At 59.1% G+C, this 16,710-nt stretch carries 10 protein-coding genes and 3 tRNA genes; 6 read left to right on the top strand and 7 right to left on the bottom strand.

Annotation, left to right across the window (positions count from 1 at the left end; all coding sequences use genetic code 11):
• Positions 1–10: 10 nt before the first annotated feature.
• The 3 genes from LGH70_RS03525 (at position 11) to LGH70_RS03515 (ending at position 5,528) form a co-directional block, all read left to right on the top strand.
• Complete coding sequence (locus LGH70_RS03525; RefSeq protein WP_226182759.1) at positions 11–562, top strand: metal-dependent hydrolase; 552 nt, start codon at positions 11–13, stop codon at positions 560–562.
• Positions 563–753: 191 nt separating this feature from the next.
• The gene (locus tag LGH70_RS03520; protein ID WP_226182758.1) at positions 754–4,368 is read left to right on the top strand and encodes an outer membrane protein assembly factor; all 3,615 of its coding nucleotides are present in this window, start codon (positions 754–756) and stop codon (positions 4,366–4,368) included.
• A gap of 173 nt (positions 4,369–4,541) precedes the next feature.
• Entirely contained in the window at positions 4,542–5,528 is a 987-nt protein-coding gene (locus LGH70_RS03515) for a Ppx/GppA phosphatase family protein (RefSeq protein ID WP_226182757.1), read from the top strand.
• A gap of 59 nt (positions 5,529–5,587) precedes the next feature.
• Here the strand turns inward: LGH70_RS03515 and ppk1 are convergent, their stop codons facing one another.
• From ppk1 to LGH70_RS03480, 7 genes are all read right to left on the bottom strand, one after another.
• The gene (gene ppk1 / locus LGH70_RS03510; protein ID WP_226182756.1) at positions 5,588–7,915 is read right to left on the bottom strand and encodes a polyphosphate kinase 1; all 2,328 of its coding nucleotides are present in this window, start codon (positions 7,913–7,915) and stop codon (positions 5,588–5,590) included.
• A 60-nt stretch (positions 7,916–7,975) separates the two neighbouring features.
• Positions 7,976–8,353 (bottom strand): RidA family protein, encoded by a 378-nt coding sequence (locus tag LGH70_RS03505; RefSeq protein WP_226182754.1) that lies wholly within the window; start codon positions 8,351–8,353, stop codon positions 7,976–7,978.
• 128 nt (positions 8,354–8,481) lie between these two features.
• Positions 8,482–10,458 carry a DNA topoisomerase (ATP-hydrolyzing) subunit B gene (gene gyrB / locus LGH70_RS03500; protein WP_226182752.1) on the bottom strand — a complete coding sequence of 659 codons (1,977 nt, stop codon included), beginning with the start codon at positions 10,456–10,458 and terminating at the stop codon, positions 8,482–8,484.
• Between the two features lie 270 nt (positions 10,459–10,728).
• Positions 10,729–11,979, bottom strand: coding sequence for a T9SS type A sorting domain-containing protein (locus LGH70_RS03495; protein WP_226182750.1), 1,251 nt, complete (start codon positions 11,977–11,979; stop codon positions 10,729–10,731).
• 720 nt (positions 11,980–12,699) lie between these two features.
• Positions 12,700–12,773, bottom strand: a tRNA-Arg gene (locus tag LGH70_RS03490).
• Between the two features lie 101 nt (positions 12,774–12,874).
• Positions 12,875–12,948: transfer RNA gene (locus LGH70_RS03485), tRNA-Pro, on the bottom strand.
• 88 nt (positions 12,949–13,036) lie between these two features.
• Positions 13,037–13,127: transfer RNA gene (locus LGH70_RS03480), tRNA-Ser, on the bottom strand.
• A 193-nt stretch (positions 13,128–13,320) separates the two neighbouring features.
• Between LGH70_RS03480 and LGH70_RS03475 the strand changes: the two genes are divergently transcribed.
• The 3 genes from LGH70_RS03475 to LGH70_RS03465 all read left to right on the top strand — a co-directional run bounded on the left by LGH70_RS03475 (position 13,321) and on the right by LGH70_RS03465 (position 16,620).
• On the top strand, positions 13,321–14,298 hold the full coding sequence (locus tag LGH70_RS03475) for a VWA domain-containing protein (RefSeq protein WP_226182748.1): 978 nt from the start codon (positions 13,321–13,323) through the stop codon (positions 14,296–14,298).
• Positions 14,295–15,266: a tetratricopeptide repeat protein gene (locus LGH70_RS03470; protein WP_226182746.1), complete on the top strand. Its 972-nt coding sequence runs from the start codon at positions 14,295–14,297 to the stop codon at positions 15,264–15,266. Before LGH70_RS03475 ends, LGH70_RS03470 begins: the two co-directional genes overlap by 4 nt.
• 172 nt (positions 15,267–15,438) lie before the next feature.
• Positions 15,439–16,620, top strand: coding sequence for an acetyl-CoA C-acyltransferase (locus LGH70_RS03465; RefSeq protein WP_262905223.1), 1,182 nt, complete (start codon positions 15,439–15,441; stop codon positions 16,618–16,620).
• Positions 16,621–16,710 lie beyond the last annotated feature (90 nt).

Below are 16,710 nucleotides of genomic sequence, written 5' to 3'. Positions count from 1 at the left end.
CCACACTATTATGGCTTCTGCATTCGGGCACGCCCTTCTGGGCGCTACCCTGGGAAAACTACTGCTTCCCGCCCACCCCAGCCGGCCCTGGTGGCTGCTGGCCGCCGCCTGTGCCGTAGTGCCCGACGCGGATGTTGTGGGTTTTAAGTTTGGGGTGGCCTACGCCAGCTTGTGGGGACACCGGGGCCTGAGTCACTCCATTCTGGCGGCGGCGGTACTAGCCACGGGCTTGTTGTTGCTTGCGTATCTGGTTCGGCGCCGCTGGCCCCTGGCGGCGGGGCGCGTCTGGCTGCTGCTCTTCCTGGCTACCATTTCGCACGGCGTACTGGATGCCATGACGACCGGCGGGTTGGGCGTGGCATTCTGGAGTCCGTTTGAGCAGGAGCGGTATTTCTTTGGCTTCCGGCCCATTCAGGTGTCGCCCATTGGGGTAAGCCGGTTTGCGGGAGCCGCCGCCTGGCGGGTGTTGCGCAGTGAGGCCATCTGGATAGGCATTCCCTGCGTACTGCTGTGGCTGGGGCAGCGGTTTTTGACTTCCTCCCCGCGGCCAATGGCAAGCTGACGCACCCTGCCGAGCTTTCTTGCGTACAGGAGAAAACCACACTTCTATACGCTTCGCTCCTACTCATGCGAAAATCTTACCGTCTGCTTCTCGCAGCGCTGTTTACTGCCTTATCCGCTCCGTTAGTAGTTGCCCAAAATCAGCCGGCTGCGCACTCTGTTTTTCTGCTTGGTAATACCGCCGGTGAGGCTGTGTCGGAAACCCACCTGCGGGCGTTGCGCCAGCAGCTGGAGCAGCAGACCGGCCCTTTTACGGTGGTTCACCTGGGAGATATTGCCGGGAATAAGGGCCTGAAAAAGGAGCCCGAAGCCCAGACTACGGCCCGCCTCGACCAGCTTATTGGCCTGGTGCAGGGCCTGCCCAACGGCCGCATCTACTTCGTACCCGGCGACAAAGACTGGGACAATTCCGGTCCCGACGGCCTGAAAAAGGTAAAGCGCCTGGAAGCCTACATCGAGCAGAAATTGCCGGGCCAGAATGCCTTTTTGCCCACCGGCGGCTGCCCCGGGCCTGAAATTGTTGACGTAGCGCCCAACGTGCGGCTTGTGGCCATCAACTCGCCCTGGTGGACGCACCCCTACGACCGGCCCGAAGCGCCCGATACGGAGTGCAAGACGATGACCAAGGAGGAGTTTCGTGAGCAGCTGCAAGACGTGCTGGACGAGACCAAGGGCAAAAACGTGCTGGTCGTGGGTCACCACCCGGTGGTGAGCAACGGCGTGTACGGCGGCCGGATTCCGCTGGGTCGCCACCTGTTTCCCTTTGATAATGGCGTGCCCCTGCCCCTGTTCGGCTCGGTGTACGCGGCCTACCGCCAGAACGTGGGCACCCCGCGCGACATTGCCAACCCGGCCTACGCCGACCTGCGCAAAAACCTGCTTAGCACGTTCAAGGAAAACCCCGGCGTCGTCTACGCCGCCGCCCACGATTTCAGCCTGCAGCTCACGCGCTTCGAAGACAATTACCACGTGGTGTCGGGCAGCTTCACGGAGGATGAGCACGTCGGTTCCAATTCCCGCGCCCTGTACAACGAATCGAAGGAAGGATTTTCCAAGCTCGAATACTACGCCGACGGCACGGTCAAATCTGCCTTCTACACGTTTGCCCAAGACGGTGCCACGGCCCGAGAGTCGTTCAACGCTACGCTGTTTCAATCGGCCTGCACCGAGCCGCGCCTGCCCAATGTGCCGGTCAACGCCTTTATTCCCGAGTGCCCCACAGCTTCGAAAAGCACGGCCAGTGCCAAGCCCGACGCGCCGTTCCAGCCCACGGTGACGCTGGCCCCCGGCCCCCAGTACCAGGCCGGCCCAGGCAAGCGCATCCTGCTGGGCCCCCTCTACCGCACCTCCTGGACCCAGCCCGTGGAAGTCAAAACCCTGGACCTGGCCGCGGAAAAAGGCGGGCTGCGCATCTTCGGCAAAGGCGGCGGCCGCCAGACCACTTCCGTCAAGCTGATTGCGGCCGACTCCTCGGAGTACGTGTTCCGGTCCGTAGATAAAGACGTGACCCGCATTCTGCCCCCCGAGCTGCGCAACTCCATTGCCGCCGATGTGCTGCGCGACATTACTCCCACGGCCCACCCCTACTCAGCCCTGGTAACCGGCTCTTTGCTCGACCAGACCGATATTCTGCACGCCCGCCCCCGCCTGTTCGTGCTGCCCGACAACAGCCAGCTGGGCCCCTACCGGGAGCAGTATGCCGGCTTGCTCGGCACGCTCGAAGACCGCCCGGTGGACCCCAAGCCTAACCTGCCCGGCTTTGGCGGGGCCGATGAGGTGCGCCGCTCGTTCAGCTTTTTCCGCCAGCTCTACAAAGACCACGACAACCAGGTAGATGCCATGGCGCTGGGTAAGGCCCGGGCCTTCGACATGCTGGTAGCTGACTTTGGCAAGCACGAAGACAACTGGAAGTGGGCCGGCTATAAGCAGGGCAAGAAAACCATCTTCCGCCCCATTCCGCGCGACCGGGACCAAAGCTTCACGCTCTGGAACGGCCTGCTGACCTACATTGCCAACCGGGAGTGGGCCGTGCCTAGCATTGAAGATTTCCAGCCGGAATTCCACGATATGGAAAGCCTGAACTGGCCCGCCCGCCACCTCGACCGTTTCCTGCTGCAGTCCATGACGCGGGAGCAGTGGCAGCAGGTAGCCAAGTACATGCAGGAAAAGATTACGCCCGCGGCCATCGACCAGGCCACGGCCCAGCTGCCCAAGGAAGTGCAACCGCTCTCGGGCAACGACCTGAACCGCAAGCTCAAAGCCCGCATTCAGGAGCTGCCCAAAGCCCTGGACGAATACTACCTGATGCTGGCCAAGCGCGTGGATGTAGTAGGCTCTAATAAGGCCGAGGTGTTCCAGGTAACGCGCCTCGACGACGGCAAGGTGCGGGTGCAGATGTTCGACAAGGCCAAGGATTCGGATGATAGCAACGGCGAGGCCCTGTTCGACCGCACCTTCGACCCCAGGGAAACCGAGGAAGTAGCCCTCTACGGCCTCGACGGCAAGGATGTCTTCACCATCACGGGCTCGGCCCGCAAGAGCGTACTGGTCCGCGTGATTGGCGGCGACGGCAAAGACCGAATTACGGATGAGTCGCAGGTGAGCGGCTTGCGCACCAAAACCAAGGTCTACGACGTGGCCGACACGGAAATGAAGCTGAGCAAGGAAAGTGACAACCGTACGTCCAACAGCCTGACCGTGAACCGCTACGACCGGGAGGCCTTCGAGTATGATGGCTACAACCCGCGCGCCACGCTGATTTACAACCAGAGCGACGGGTTTGGCGCGGGAGCCGGCTTCGACATCGTCCGTCAGGGTTTCCGCAAGCCGGATTACAAGAACCTGTACGGTTTTGATATTCAGGGCTCTACCAATGGCAATTTCCAGGTAGGCGTGAACATGCGGCACCGGCACGCCATTAAGTCCTGGGACATTGGCGCCCGGGCTGAGTATGGCAACTACTTCCAGTTCTACAACTTCTTCGGCCTGGGCAACGACACCCGAAAGGATGAGACGCGCTACGACAACAACTTCTATAAGGCCCGCTACAAAGGCTACATTGCCAGCGTCTTTACCGAGCGTACTTTCCTGAACCGCAGCGTGTTTCGCTTTGGCCCGACGTACGAGCAGTACCAGTCCAATTTCACCGACAACAGCCTGCTCGGCCAGCGCAACACCGAGCAGCCCCTGCCCGCCGACCGGCGCCCCAACACGGCCTTCCAGCGCCTGCTGGGCCTCAACGCTGTGCTCGACCTGGACCTGCGCGACCGGCAGACCTTTGCCCGCCGTGGCTTCCGCTTCCGGGCCCAGCACGACAGCTACCACCAGCTGAACCGCACCGAAAGCAACTTCGGCCTGACCCAGCTCTTTGGCGAATATTACGCCACAGCCCGTCTGGGCATTCCGGTAACGTTCGTGGTAAAAGGCGGCGGAGCCAAGAACTACGGCAACGACGACGAAATTCCCTTCTACAAGTTTACGACCCTGGGGCAGCGTGAAAACCTGCGTGGCTACTACCGCAACCGCTTCAGCGGCGACGCCAGTGCCTACCTCAACACCGAAGTGCGCCTGGCGCTGGGCCGGGTAACGAACAACTTCCTCCCCTTTTCGTACGGCATTTTCGGCTTCTACGACCAAGGCCGCGTGTACTTCAAGGGCTCCTCGCCCGGCGGCTGGCGCGCGGGCTACGGCGGCGGCTTCTATATTGCCCCCGTTACCGACCAGCTGGCTTTATCTGTCTCCGTGCAAACGTCCGAGGAGCAAAGCGCGCTGATTCAGTTCGGCGTCGGCTTCCGGATCGACCAATAGTTAAGTTGTCCAGTAATGCAAAAAGCCCGGCCTTTCTGAGACCGGGCTTTTTTTATGGCCTTTTTGCGGTAATTTCCTGCCTTCCCGGGCCTGTTTGCCGTAGTATTCGGCTAGCCTACCTTTTGGCAAACCCGTATCTTTGGCCCCTTCTTTCCACTTATACTTTTCGCCGCATGAATTATCCGCTTCTGAAACTGGCTGCTATTGATATTGGGTCGAATGCTGTGCGGTGTCAGATTTCAGCGGTGTTGCACTACGGCGACCGGTACCGCCTCAAGCGCGTAGAGTACGTGCGCTACCCCCTGCGGCTGGGCGAAGACGTGTTTGCCTCCGGCCGCATTTCCCCGGCCCGGGAGGAGAAGTTCGTCAAGTTCTTGCACGCCCTCAAGCTCCTGATGGAAGTGCACGACGTGGCCCATTACCTGGTGTGCGCCACCTCGGCCATGCGCACCGCCGCCAATGCCCCCGAAATCGTAGCCCGGGTGCAGAAGGAGCTGAACATGCCGATTCAGGTAATTGACGGGCAGGCCGAAGCCTTCTACATCAACCGCGTAATCGAACACCTGCTCGAAGACAACAAGCACTACCTGCACATCGACGTGGGTGGCGGCAGCACCGAGTTCAACATCTACCACGACCGGCGCAAAGTGGCGTCGCAGTCGTTTGAGGTGGGCTCTATCCGGCGCATGCAGCAGGAAGAGTCGGGCCTGAGCAGCGACGCGCTGAACGGCACCTGGCAGCGCATGGAAGACTGGGTCAAGGAAAACGGCCGCAAATACCACGTTACCCGCGCCATCGGCACGGGCGGCAACATCAACAAGCTCTACAGCCTGGCCCAGCCCTCACTCGACAAGCCCGTGACGCGCCGCCGCATCGGCACCGTATTGAACAACCTCACGCGCATGACCATGGACGAGCGGGTCAACGTGGCCATGCTCAATCCCGACCGCGCCGACGTCATCGTGCCCGCGGGCCATATCTACCTTTCCGCCATGGAGTGGGCCAACATCAACCAGATGATAGTGCCCGATATCGGCTTGAAAGACGGCATGCTCCAAACTCTGTTCGAGCAGCATTTCGACGAAATCAATCCGCTTAGCAACGGCGCCGACCATCAGCTTCTGGCTACCGTGCCGGGCCGAACCAACGGCCTGGAATAACGGACAAGGCCCGCAACACTTCGTGCTGCGGGCCTTATTCATACTACTGGCTGCTGGTTTCAGGAATTAGCAAAGTCGGCTCGCTCGTCGGGCTCCCCTTCTACCAGGGCTTGCACCGCCGAAACCTCCTGGGCCGTTTGCTCGGTCAGTTCCTCCAGCTCGTCTTCCGGAGCCTCAGCACAGGCTTCGGCCAGCTCGCGGGCTTCCTCTTCCGCCGCGTCAGCGGCTTCCTGCTGGTTGCGGCGGGCCAACTGAAACAGCAGGTGCAGCAGGCCCTCGGGCGTAGCGGCGGCTAGTCGTTCTTCGTCGCGGCGGTAAAAGTCGCGGTGCACGTTCACGATGGGCTCATCGGCAGCCGGCCGGTTGCGCACGTAGGCGCCGTCCTCGCGCATGAGGTAGGAGTTCTGATTATCCAGCAGGTTGAGCATCAGAATGCTGATGGCCTCGCGCTTGAGTTGGGGGTTCATAATCAGGAACAGGGCCTCGATGCGCCGGTCGAACGAGCGGACCATGATGTCGGCCGAGCCGGCATACACTTTCGGGTTGCCGGCCTGGTGGAAATAGAACAGGCGCGAGTGTTCGAGCAGGTCGCCCACGATGCTACGCACCTCGATGTTTTCGCTCAGCCCGGCCCGCCCAGGGCGCAGGCAGCAGATGCCGCGCACCACAAACCGAATCGGCACACCGGCTTTGGAGGCCTTATAGAATTCGTCGATGAGCTCTTTGTCTTCCAGAGAGTTCATCTTCATCACAATCCCGCTGGGCAGCCCCTTCTTGGCGTTGCGCACTTCCTCCCGAATCAGGTGAATAATCTGCTGGCGCATGTCCTTGGGCGCCGTAATCAGGTATTCGTAGTCGTCGGGCTGGGAATGGCCGGTAATTACGTTGAAGAATTCCGACACGTCGTGGCCATACACGTCGTTGGTGGTGAGCAGGCTCACATCGGTGTAAATCTTGCTGGTTTGCTCGTTGTAGTTGCCCGAGCCGATGTGCACGTAGCGCGTCACCTTCTCCCCTTCCTTGCGGATGATCATGAGCATCTTGGTGTGCGTCTTGTACTTGCTCACCCCGTAAATCACGAAGCAGCCGGCCTTTTCCAGGCGGGAGCCTTCCCGGATGTTGCGCTCCTCATCGAAGCGCGCCTTCACCTCAAACAGCACCGACACGTGCTTACCATTCTCGGCGGCCTTGAGCAGCGCAGCCGTCACGCGCGAGTCATCGGCCAGGCGGTAAATGGTTTGCTTAATACCCAGCACGTGCGGGTCTTCGGCGGCCTGCTCCAGCAGACGCACCACCGGCTCGATGCTGTTGTAGGGATGATGCAGCAGCACGTCGTGGTGCTTGAGGAACTCGAACAGATTCTCTTCGGCGCCTTCCGGCAGGCTCAGCGGTACTACTGGCGAGGGTGTCCGCGTCGACTTGCCCCGGAAATTCGGGTGCTTCAGAATCTGGAGCACGCCCTTCATGTCAATGAGGGAATTGATGACAAAGACGTTGCCGTTGTCGATTTTCCAGCGCTCCTTCAGCACGGCCATCATCACCGGTGAGGCGTCACTTTCGACCTCCAAACGCACCACGCGGCCCTTTTTGCGGGTTTTGAGGCCCACCTGAATTTCCTTGATGAAGTCCACGTCGATGTCGTCCGACTCTTCCAGCGTGAAGTCGCCGTTGCGGGTGATGCGGAACAGGTCGGCCGACACGATTTCCACGTTGCGGAACAGCTTGGGCAGGTTGGCCCGCACGATTTCCTCGATGGGCACGAAGATGACCTTATCCTTGCGGGTAAGCTCAAAGAAGCGCGACAGGTTCTGCGGAATCTGCACGAAAGTCAGCCGCTCGTGGCCGTTGTCCATCACGCTGTCGGGCCCGGTGCGCGTTACCACGCCGAAGATGAGCATCTGGTTCATCATCAGCGGGAAGCCGTGGTAGGAATCGTACACCATCGGCGTGAGCAGCGGGAAGATGGTGTTCTTGAAGTAGCCGTCGGCCTTCTTCAGCTCCAGCTCCGTCAGCTCATCCATCCGCAGAATATTGAAGCCATTCTTCTCAAACTGCGGCTTCAGCTCATTCTGATACGTCAGCGACTGGTCGTTGATGAAGCGGTGGGCAAAATCGAGCAGCTTGCGCCGGAACGGCAGCTCGCGCAGCCCCGAATAGTCGACCCGCTCTTTGCCGTAGTCGAGGTAATTATACAGCGACCCCACGCGAATCATGAAGAATTCGTCGAGGTTGGACGAGGTAATGGCCAGAAACCGCAGCCGGTCGAATAGGGTACGGTTCGTATCCTTGGCCATGTCCAGCACCCGGTAATTAAACCGCAGCCAGCTCAGGTCCCGGCTGATGTATTTGCTTTTGCGAATGAGGTCGGCTGATTTGAATAATTTCATGGCTAGGCAGTAATTCGGGCTAAGATACGCAGCTCGGCTGCGCGAAGGCATACTTTTGGGTTAGGAAATGATGGCCGTGACTTCGATTTCTACCAGCAGAAGCGGATCAATCAGGGCCCGAACCTCAACCATGGTAGCGGCGGGCCGAATCTGGGCGAAAAACTCGCCGTGCGCCCGCCCGATTTCCTCCCATTGGCTGATGTCGGTCGTGAAAATCCGGGTCCGCACCACATCCGTCAGCACAGCGCCGGCTTCGGTCAGGGCAGCAGCAATTTTCTCCAGAGCGCGCCTGGTTTGCTCATAGGCGGTGGTGCCCGTCACCGAGTCGCCATCCTGGGCCGTGGTGCCGGCTACTTCCACCACGTTACCCAGGCGCACTGCCCTGGAATAACCCACGATACTTTCCCAGGGCGCCCCGGAGGCAATGTTCTGCCGCATGTGCTATTCTTTTAACTCAGAACGTCGTGTCTCCCGTTGGTCGACATGACAAGAAACTCACTTTGCGAGTTGTTAGGTATGCGCAATAAAAAAGCCCGCAGGAAGCGGGCTTTTTCACTACTTACTACCTACACGTCCAATTTGGCGTATTTGGCGTTTTTCTCGATGAAGTCGCGGCGGGGCGCTACTTCGTCGCCCATCAGCATGGCGAACAGGTGGTCGGCTTCGGCCGCCGATTCCACGTCCACGCGCTTCAGGGAGCGGGTGTCGGGCTGCATAGTGGTAGTCCAAAGCTGCTCGGCGTTCATCTCGCCCAGGCCTTTGTAGCGCTGCACGTTCACCGTTTCGGGCTTGCCGCGGCCCATTTCTTCCTGGGCATCCATCCGCTCCTGCTCAGTCCAGCAGTAGCGCTCTTCCTTGCCGCGCTTCACCAAGTACAGCGGCGGCAGGGCAATGTAGATGTAGCCTTTATCGACCAGCTCGCGCATGTAGCGGAAGAAGAAGGTCAGAATCAGGGTCCGGATGTGAGAGCCGTCGATGTCGGCGTCGGTCATGATGATGACCTTGTGGTAGCGGAGCTTGTCCAGGTTCAACGACCGGGTGCTGCTGCCGTCATCTTCGTCGGTCTTCTTTTCGAAGCTCACGCCGAGGGCCGTAATCATGTTCCGGATTTCCTCGTTCTCGTAGATGCGGTGCTCCTGGGCCTTCTCCACGTTCAGGATCTTACCGCGCAACGGTAGAATAGCCTGGAACGCCCGGTTGCGGCCCTGCTTGGCCGTACCGCCGGCCGAGTCACCTTCTACCAGGTACAGTTCGCAGATAGCGGGGTCCGATTCCGAGCAGTCGGCCAGCTTGCCGGGCAACGAGTTGGACCCCAGTACGGTTTTGCGCTGCACCATCTCGCGGGCCTTACGGGCCGCAATCCGGGCCCGGGCGGCCAGAATCACCTTTTCGATGATGATACGGGCTTCCTTGGGGTTTTCCTCCAGGTACTGGTTCAGAATTTCTCCTACCACCGTATTCACCGCGCCGCTCACGTCGGAGTTGCCCAGCTTGGTTTTGGTCTGACCTTCGAACTGGGGTTCCTGCACCTTCACCGAAATAACGGCAGTGAGGCCTTCGCGGAAGTCGTCGCCCTGAATCTCCACCTTGGCCTTTTCCAGCATGCCCGACTTGTCGGCGTAGGCCTTCAGCGTACGCGTCAGGGCCGAGCGGAAGCCAGCTACGTGCGTGCCGCCCTCGATGGTATTGATGTTGTTGACGTAGCTGAAAATGTGCTCCTGGTACGAATCGTTGTACTGCAGGGCCACTTCCACCGGCGTACCACCCTTCTCGCTTACCACGTGAATCGGGTTGGGCATCAGCACCTGCCGGCCGCTGTCGAGGTACTGCACGAACTCGCTCAGGCCGCCTTCGGAGAAGAATACTTCGCCGATGAAGCTACCGTCGTCGTTTTTCTCCCGCCGGTCGGTCAGCGTGATGCGGATACCCTTGTTCAGGTAAGCCAGCTCACGCAGGCGGTTGGCAACGGTTTCGTACTTATAAACCGACTCAGTGAAAATCGTGTTGTCGGGCAGGAATTCCACCTGGGTGCCGTGCTCTTCGGTATCCCCGATTTGCTTGACCGGATACTGGGGCACGCCAATTTTGTACTCCTGCTGGTAGATGTGACCATTGCGGCGCACAGTCACCTTCAGGTCCTGGCTCAACGCGTTTACGCAGCTGACGCCCACGCCGTGCAAGCCACCGGAAACCTTATAGGAATCCTTGTCAAATTTACCGCCGGCGTGCAGCACCGTCAGCACGACTTCCAGGGCCGAGCGGCCTTCCTTCTGGTGGAAGTCCACGGGAATGCCCCGGCCGTTGTCGCGGACGGTAACAGAGTTATTTTCGTTGATGGTTACTTCAATCTGGTCGCAGTGACCGGCCAGGGCTTCATCGATGGAGTTATCGACTACTTCCCACACCAAGTGGTGCAGTCCTTTAATGCCCGTATCGCCGATGTACATGGAGGGGCGCTTGCGCACGGCCTCAAGGCCTTCGAGTACCTGGATACTATCCGCGGAGTACTGATCGTCGGCTCTTTTCTCTTTCGTTTCGCTCATGTATGACGCTATTATTTCAGCTTTCTACTAACATACAAAGATACCGATTTTATCCGGTTTTTGCCAGTTTTTATGTGCTTTAGCCGGGTTCAGACGGGGCTCCGAAGCCTTCGTTTTTACGCCCTGAACGACGAACTCTACGACCCTGCTGCCTGGCAGTCAGCCGACCAGAACCGAGTTGACTTCAACTGTCTAGTCACAGGATTTCGACTGGCACAAAAAAAGCCCTTCCCACCGAAGTGAGAAGGGCTTTTTTGGGGTTAGGTAACCTTACTGGATAACCAGCTTCTGCTGAGCCACACCGTTTTCGGTGCGCAGCTCCAGCGTGTAAAGGCCCGACTTTTCTTTGCTCAGGTCGATAGAAGTACCCTGCGAAGCAATAGCCGTAGCATTCAGCGTCTGGTTCAGCACCTGACGGCCCAAAGCGTCGAATACGCGGACGGTCGTACCGGCCTTGATGCTCGATTTCAACTGCAGTTGGAATACGCCGTTCGTGCTTGGGTTAGGATACACTGACAGGGCTTCCTGCAACTCAGCATTGCGGGAAGTACCCAGGATAGTAGCTGTAGCTTTGTAAACACCACCAGCGCCGTTAGCATCGGTGAAACCACCGGCGTAAGCAGCCGTACGGCTCGCAAAGTCAACGCTTGTATATTGACGGTTACGGTCAATGTCAATCCAGGTAGCACCATTGTCGCGGCTGTAAGAAGAGCCAAACTGCGACAGGGTAGTAGCGCTGGCAACGTTCGGACCAACGCTGACAATCAGGTTCGTACCGGGTACGTTGGCAATATCGTTGCTGCCGAAGTTGCCGGTGTAAGTCCGGGTCTGCCAGGTATTGCCACCATCGGTAGTATAAATGACATTCCGGCCGCTGTAAGCAATACCATTGTTGGCATCAGTCATAGCTATTTTGGTAACCGAGCCTACCAGGCTGGTAACGGGCGAGGCAGTCCAAGTCAAGCCACGGTCCGTCGACTTGAGAATACGAGCGGGCAAGCCGGCATTATTGGCATCGAGGTACGTGGTTCCAGCCCAAATGGTATTACCAATGGCCGTGTAAGAGCCTACAAGGCCATATTCCGCTGCGCCCAGAGGAGTGGGCAGGTTGGCAGAAGGCACACGCGTCCAAGTAGTACCGCCGTTGCTGGTCGTGTAAATTTCGAAATAGCCGTTAACTGGGTCACCGAGGGTAACACCGTTGTTGGCATCAAAGAAATACACCCAGTTGGCAAAGCCACCGGCAGCACCCGGAAACTGGGCTGCCGTCGTAGACTTGGTCCAGGTGTTGCCACCGTCCGTGGTTTTTACCACTTCGCCACCAGTACCAAACTGGGCCACGAAAGCGGTAGTGGCATTGATGCCGTGAATGTTAGCGGCCTGAAAGCCGCTAGCACCGTTTACCGAGCCAAACTGCCAGGAAGTACCACCGTTAGCGGTCCGGCCAAAGGTATTCACGGTAGCGCCCGTGGCTCCCTCCTGTAGCAGATGCCAAGCTACCTGGTCGCTTACGGCGTGCATGAAGGTGGAGTAATAGGAAGGCGGCGTCTCTGGATTAGTAGTATTCTGCAGAGTCCAGCCCTGTCCCTGAGCTGAAAGGCCGAGTCCGCACAAGAATGCCAGGGTGAGTAAGTTTTTTTTCATTGGAAAGGAAAGAAATTGGTTGAAGCTTAGTAAAGAGAAAAAGGTTTGGGGTCTGGAGTGCCCCTTATCAATCGAAGAACATTGGGTCTTCGACGCCCAAGATAGAGTTTTCTGAAAAAAAAGTCCACTAGTGAGCTGTTTTTCCATAAAACCACCTTCTTACCAGCGACTATACGCAGGTTCTCCAAAGAAGATATGTTGAGCTACCAGAAGATTTATTTGGATGGCAACCTGCTAATAACAAGCCGCTTGTATCCAACATCCAATTCTCCTGCTAGCGTCCAACTCCCTGGGAATAGCCCCGGATTTTCCTCTGCCGATTTTATGATCTACTCAGCCCAGTGGGCAGTTACTGTAAGCAACCGGCACGAGCAGCACAGTTTATCCCCCTTTTCAGCGGTGCTGGTATCGGCCAACGCAGCACGGCTGACATCCGTGAACAACGACCGGCCTTAAGGTGTACGGTTAGTAAGTATCCTGAATGCTATTGTCAGGGGCTTACCAGCAGCAGGAACTGAATTTTGCGTTATCACGCGCTGTTTCGAGAAAATGCAAATGAGCCACTCAGCATTGCGGCTAAGTGACTCATTATTAGGGCACCCCGTAAGAGATTCGAACTCCTGACCTACTGCTTAGAAGGCAGCCGCTCTATCCAACTGAGCTAACGAGGCAATTGACGGGCCCAAAGGTACGGCAGAACTTTGGCCTTACAAAAAAGGCCTCCTGAAGTGCTCAGGAGGCCTTTTTAATACGGGTTATGGGATAACCAATGTCGGGGTGGCAGGATTCGAACCTGCGGCCTCCTGCTCCCAAAGCAGGCGCGATACCGGGCTACGCTACACCCCGAAACTCTCGGTGGTGCTCTCCGGTGAGAGAACAACCCGATGAAGGGAAACTTACAGAATTCTGGTGGTCCAAGGCTCTGATAAACCCGTGGCGGAGAGAGGGGGATTCGAACCCCCGGTAGCCTTTAGAGCTACGGCAGTTTAGCAAACTACTGGTTTCAGCCACTCACCCATCTCTCCTAGACAAGTCCCTTTTTGCTGTAAGGGTGTGCAAATATACAAGGAGAATGCAGAAACAAACCCTCCCGACAAAAAAAATCTTCATTTGCAGGCACCGCGCCCCATTTCTGAGAAACCTATCTTTACGCTCCAAGCCAGCCGACCGAATACGTTTCTGCATGAATCCTAACCAGTTGAGTTTTGATCTAACCCTATGAAGTGGGCTTATCCATTTGCCTGGGCCGAACTGCTTGGGGCCGTACTTTTTTTTGTTTTGTACGTGGGCTACATCCTGCGCACCCGGCGCCTGGCAGCGCCTCTGGGACAAAAAGGCTGGCGCATTGGGTGGAAGCTGGCGTTGCGGGTACTCTATTTCCCCTTGTTGCTGGTCGCCTTGCTGGGCCCGGCTTATGGCGTAACCCAGCAGCCGGTGCGCACGGCCGGCAAAGACGTGTGGCTGCTGGTTGATCTGTCGCGCTCCATGGATGCGCCGGACGTAGCGCCTTCCCGCCTCGAAAAAGTAAAGGCCGAGCTGAGCACCCTCATCAACCGTTTTCAGGCCGACCGGCTGGGCTTGATTGTGTTTGCTGCCGATGCCTTCGTGCAATGCCCGCTCACGTACGACCAAAGCGCGCTGCAACTATTCCTGAATACGCTGCAAACAAACCTGGTGCCCGCGGCCGGCACTGATCTGACCCCGGCCTTGGAGCTGGCGCTGGCCCGCATCGGGGCTACCCCCCAGCCGGCTGGGAGCCCACCCCGGGTTACGGCCCTGGTGGTGGTAAGCGACGGGGAAGACTACGGCGAAAACCTGGAGCCGACCATGCGCGTGCTGGCCCGCTCGGGCGTACGCTTATATAGTATGGGCGTCGGCACGCTGGAAGGCTCGCGCGTACCCAAGAGCTCGGGGGGTGGCTACCTGCGCGACGCCCGCGGCCAGGAAGTAGTGAGCCGGCTAAACCCGACGGGCCTGCGCCGCTTGGCCGTGCAAACCAACGGGCAGTATTTCGAACTGACTGACCGCCGGAACGAGTTTCCGCTGCTGGTTAACGCCCTCAACCGCATTGAAGGCCAGGCCGAGCAGGTTCGCACCGTGGCCGTGGCCGACAACCGCTACCGCTACCCCCTGGCCGTGGCATTGGTGCTACTAGCCCTGGATATACTGCTTACCATTAAAGTAATTCGGCCGTGAGAATTCTTTTACTGCTGTTACTGGTACTGGCCGACTGGACCAGCCTGACGCGCATCCGGGACCGGAACCAGGCCGTAGAGCAAGCCCAGCAGGCCTTTGGCCGCGGGGAGTTTGCCCGGTCGGCCCAGTTCTACCAGCGGGCCGTGGATGAGTTGGGCGGGGCCAAAGACGAATCGTTGCTGCTGAATATGGGACATGCCTATGCCCGTGCCGGACGGGCTCAGCAGGCCCGCGCCGCTTATGGCCGCCTCGTTGGCAGCCGGCAGGCCCCAATGCGCAGTATTGCCCGGCAGCAGCTGGCGGTGCTGGCGGCGCAAAAGGGCGAATATGCCCAGGCGGTGGGGCTGTTGCGCCAGGCCCTGCTGGCCGACCCCACCAATGCGCAGGCCCGCTACAACTACGAGGTGCTGCGCGACTACCTGGCCCGGGCCCCTAATGAGCCGCGCATTCCACCCGCTTCGCAGCCCAAAGGTGCCGATGATAAAAAGGGCGAGGAAAAAAGCCGGGCCAACCAGCCGGGGCAGGATCAGCCGGGCCAGCTCGACGACCCAACCCAGGCACCGGACCCGCGCAACAGTCCCGCGCCCCGCCCCGCCCCGCGTGGGCAGCGCGACCCAAGCCAGACGGGTACGGGGCTGGGCAACCAAACGGCCGATAATTTCCAGGCCGGCACCGGGCAGCAGCAGCGCGTGGCGCAGGGCCGGGAGCCGGGCACTACCCGCGGCCTGGATATGGCCGCTGAAGACACCCAGCGGAACCAGGCCGCCAGCCGGCAGGCCGGCACCGAGCAGGCCTCACGCAACGACACCCAGCTCCAGACCCAGCGGGAGCGGCTGCAACAGATGAATCTGAGTGCGGGCCAGGCCCGGCAGCTGCTGGACGCGCTGCGCACGGCTGAAGAGCAGTACCTGCAGCAGATGCCCCACCGGGCCACTAGAAAACCCGACCCCAAAAAGCCGACCTGGTAGCCCGGCAGCGCGGCAAACAACGCATCATCAGGCAGGTTGTGCACCGGGCCGCTCTTGAAACGAGTATACCGGGACGCTTATCTGGTAGCCCTGCGCGCGGACACTGGCTGCAAGCGGCGCAATTCGTACTTTTGCCCTCTCATTCACTCCAAAACTCCCACCCTTCCCTCTTATGCAGATCAAAGAAGTATATATCATTTCGGCCGTGCGCACGCCCATTGGCAGCTTCGGCGGCAGCCTGGCCTCGTTGTCGGCCACTGAGCTGGGCGCTATTGCCCTGAAAGGCGCGCTGGAAAAAGCTGGCGTCGACGGTAAGGAAGTTGACCAGGTTATCATGGGCAACGTTATTTCGGCCAACCTGGGCCAGGCGCCCGCCCGGCAGGCGGCCAAGAAAGCGGGCTTGCCCGACACGGTAGAGTGCACTACCGTTAATAAAGTATGTGCTTCGGGCACCAAGGCCATCATGTTTGCCGCGCAGGCCATCATGCTGGGCCAGTCGGAGGTGATTCTGGCCGGGGGCATGGAGAGCATGTCGAACGTGCCCTATTACCTGGACAAAGCCCGTTTCGGCGCCAAGTACGGCCATAGCCAGATGATAGATGGCCTGATGAAAGACGGCCTGTGGGACCCTTACAACGACTACGCCATGGGCAACGCGGCCGAGCATACGGCCAAGGAAATGGGCTTCACCCGTGAGCAGCAGGATGAATTTGCCATTGAGTCGTACACCCGCAGCGCCAAAGCAGCCAAGGAAGGCAAGAAGAAAGACGAAATCGTGCCCGTCACTATCGAAAGCCGCGGCAAAACCACGGTTATCGAAGACGACGAGGAATACCTGAAAGTGGACTTCACCAAAGTGGCCGGTCTGCGCCCCGCCTTCACCAAGGACGGTACCGTAACGGCCGCCAACGCCTCGACGCTGAACGACGGCGCCGCGGCTATCCTGCTCATGAGCAAGGAGAAGGCCGAGGCCCTGGGCGTGACGCCCATCGGCAAAATCCGGGGCTTCGCCGATGCCGAGCAGGCGCCCGAGTGGTTCACCACCTCCCCTTCCCTGGCCATTCCCAAGGCCCTGAAAAATGCCGGCGTGGACGCCAGCGAAGTGGATTTCTACGAAATCAACGAGGCTTTCTCGGTGGTTTCGTTGGCCAACAACAAGCTGCTGAACCTGGAAGGCACCAAGGTAAACGTATACGGCGGCGCCGTATCCCTGGGTCACCCGCTGGGAGCTTCGGGGGCGCGCATCGTGACCACGCTGCTGAACGTGCTGAAAAATGAAGGCGGTAGAATCGGCGTAACCGGTATCTGCAACGGTGGCGGCGGCGCGTCGAGCCTGGTAATCGAGCGGATGTAGTCTGGCGCGGTTCGGCCGGAAATTGAAATCGGCTGAACCCATGCTATGTATCTTTGTAGAAAGCCGCTCTGAATAGGGCGGCTTTTTATT

It is taken from the genome of Hymenobacter nitidus (assembly GCF_020447315.1).
GTDB lineage: Bacteria > Bacteroidota > Bacteroidia > Cytophagales > Hymenobacteraceae > Hymenobacter > Hymenobacter nitidus.
This window is presented reverse-complemented; position numbering and strand designations above follow the sequence as displayed.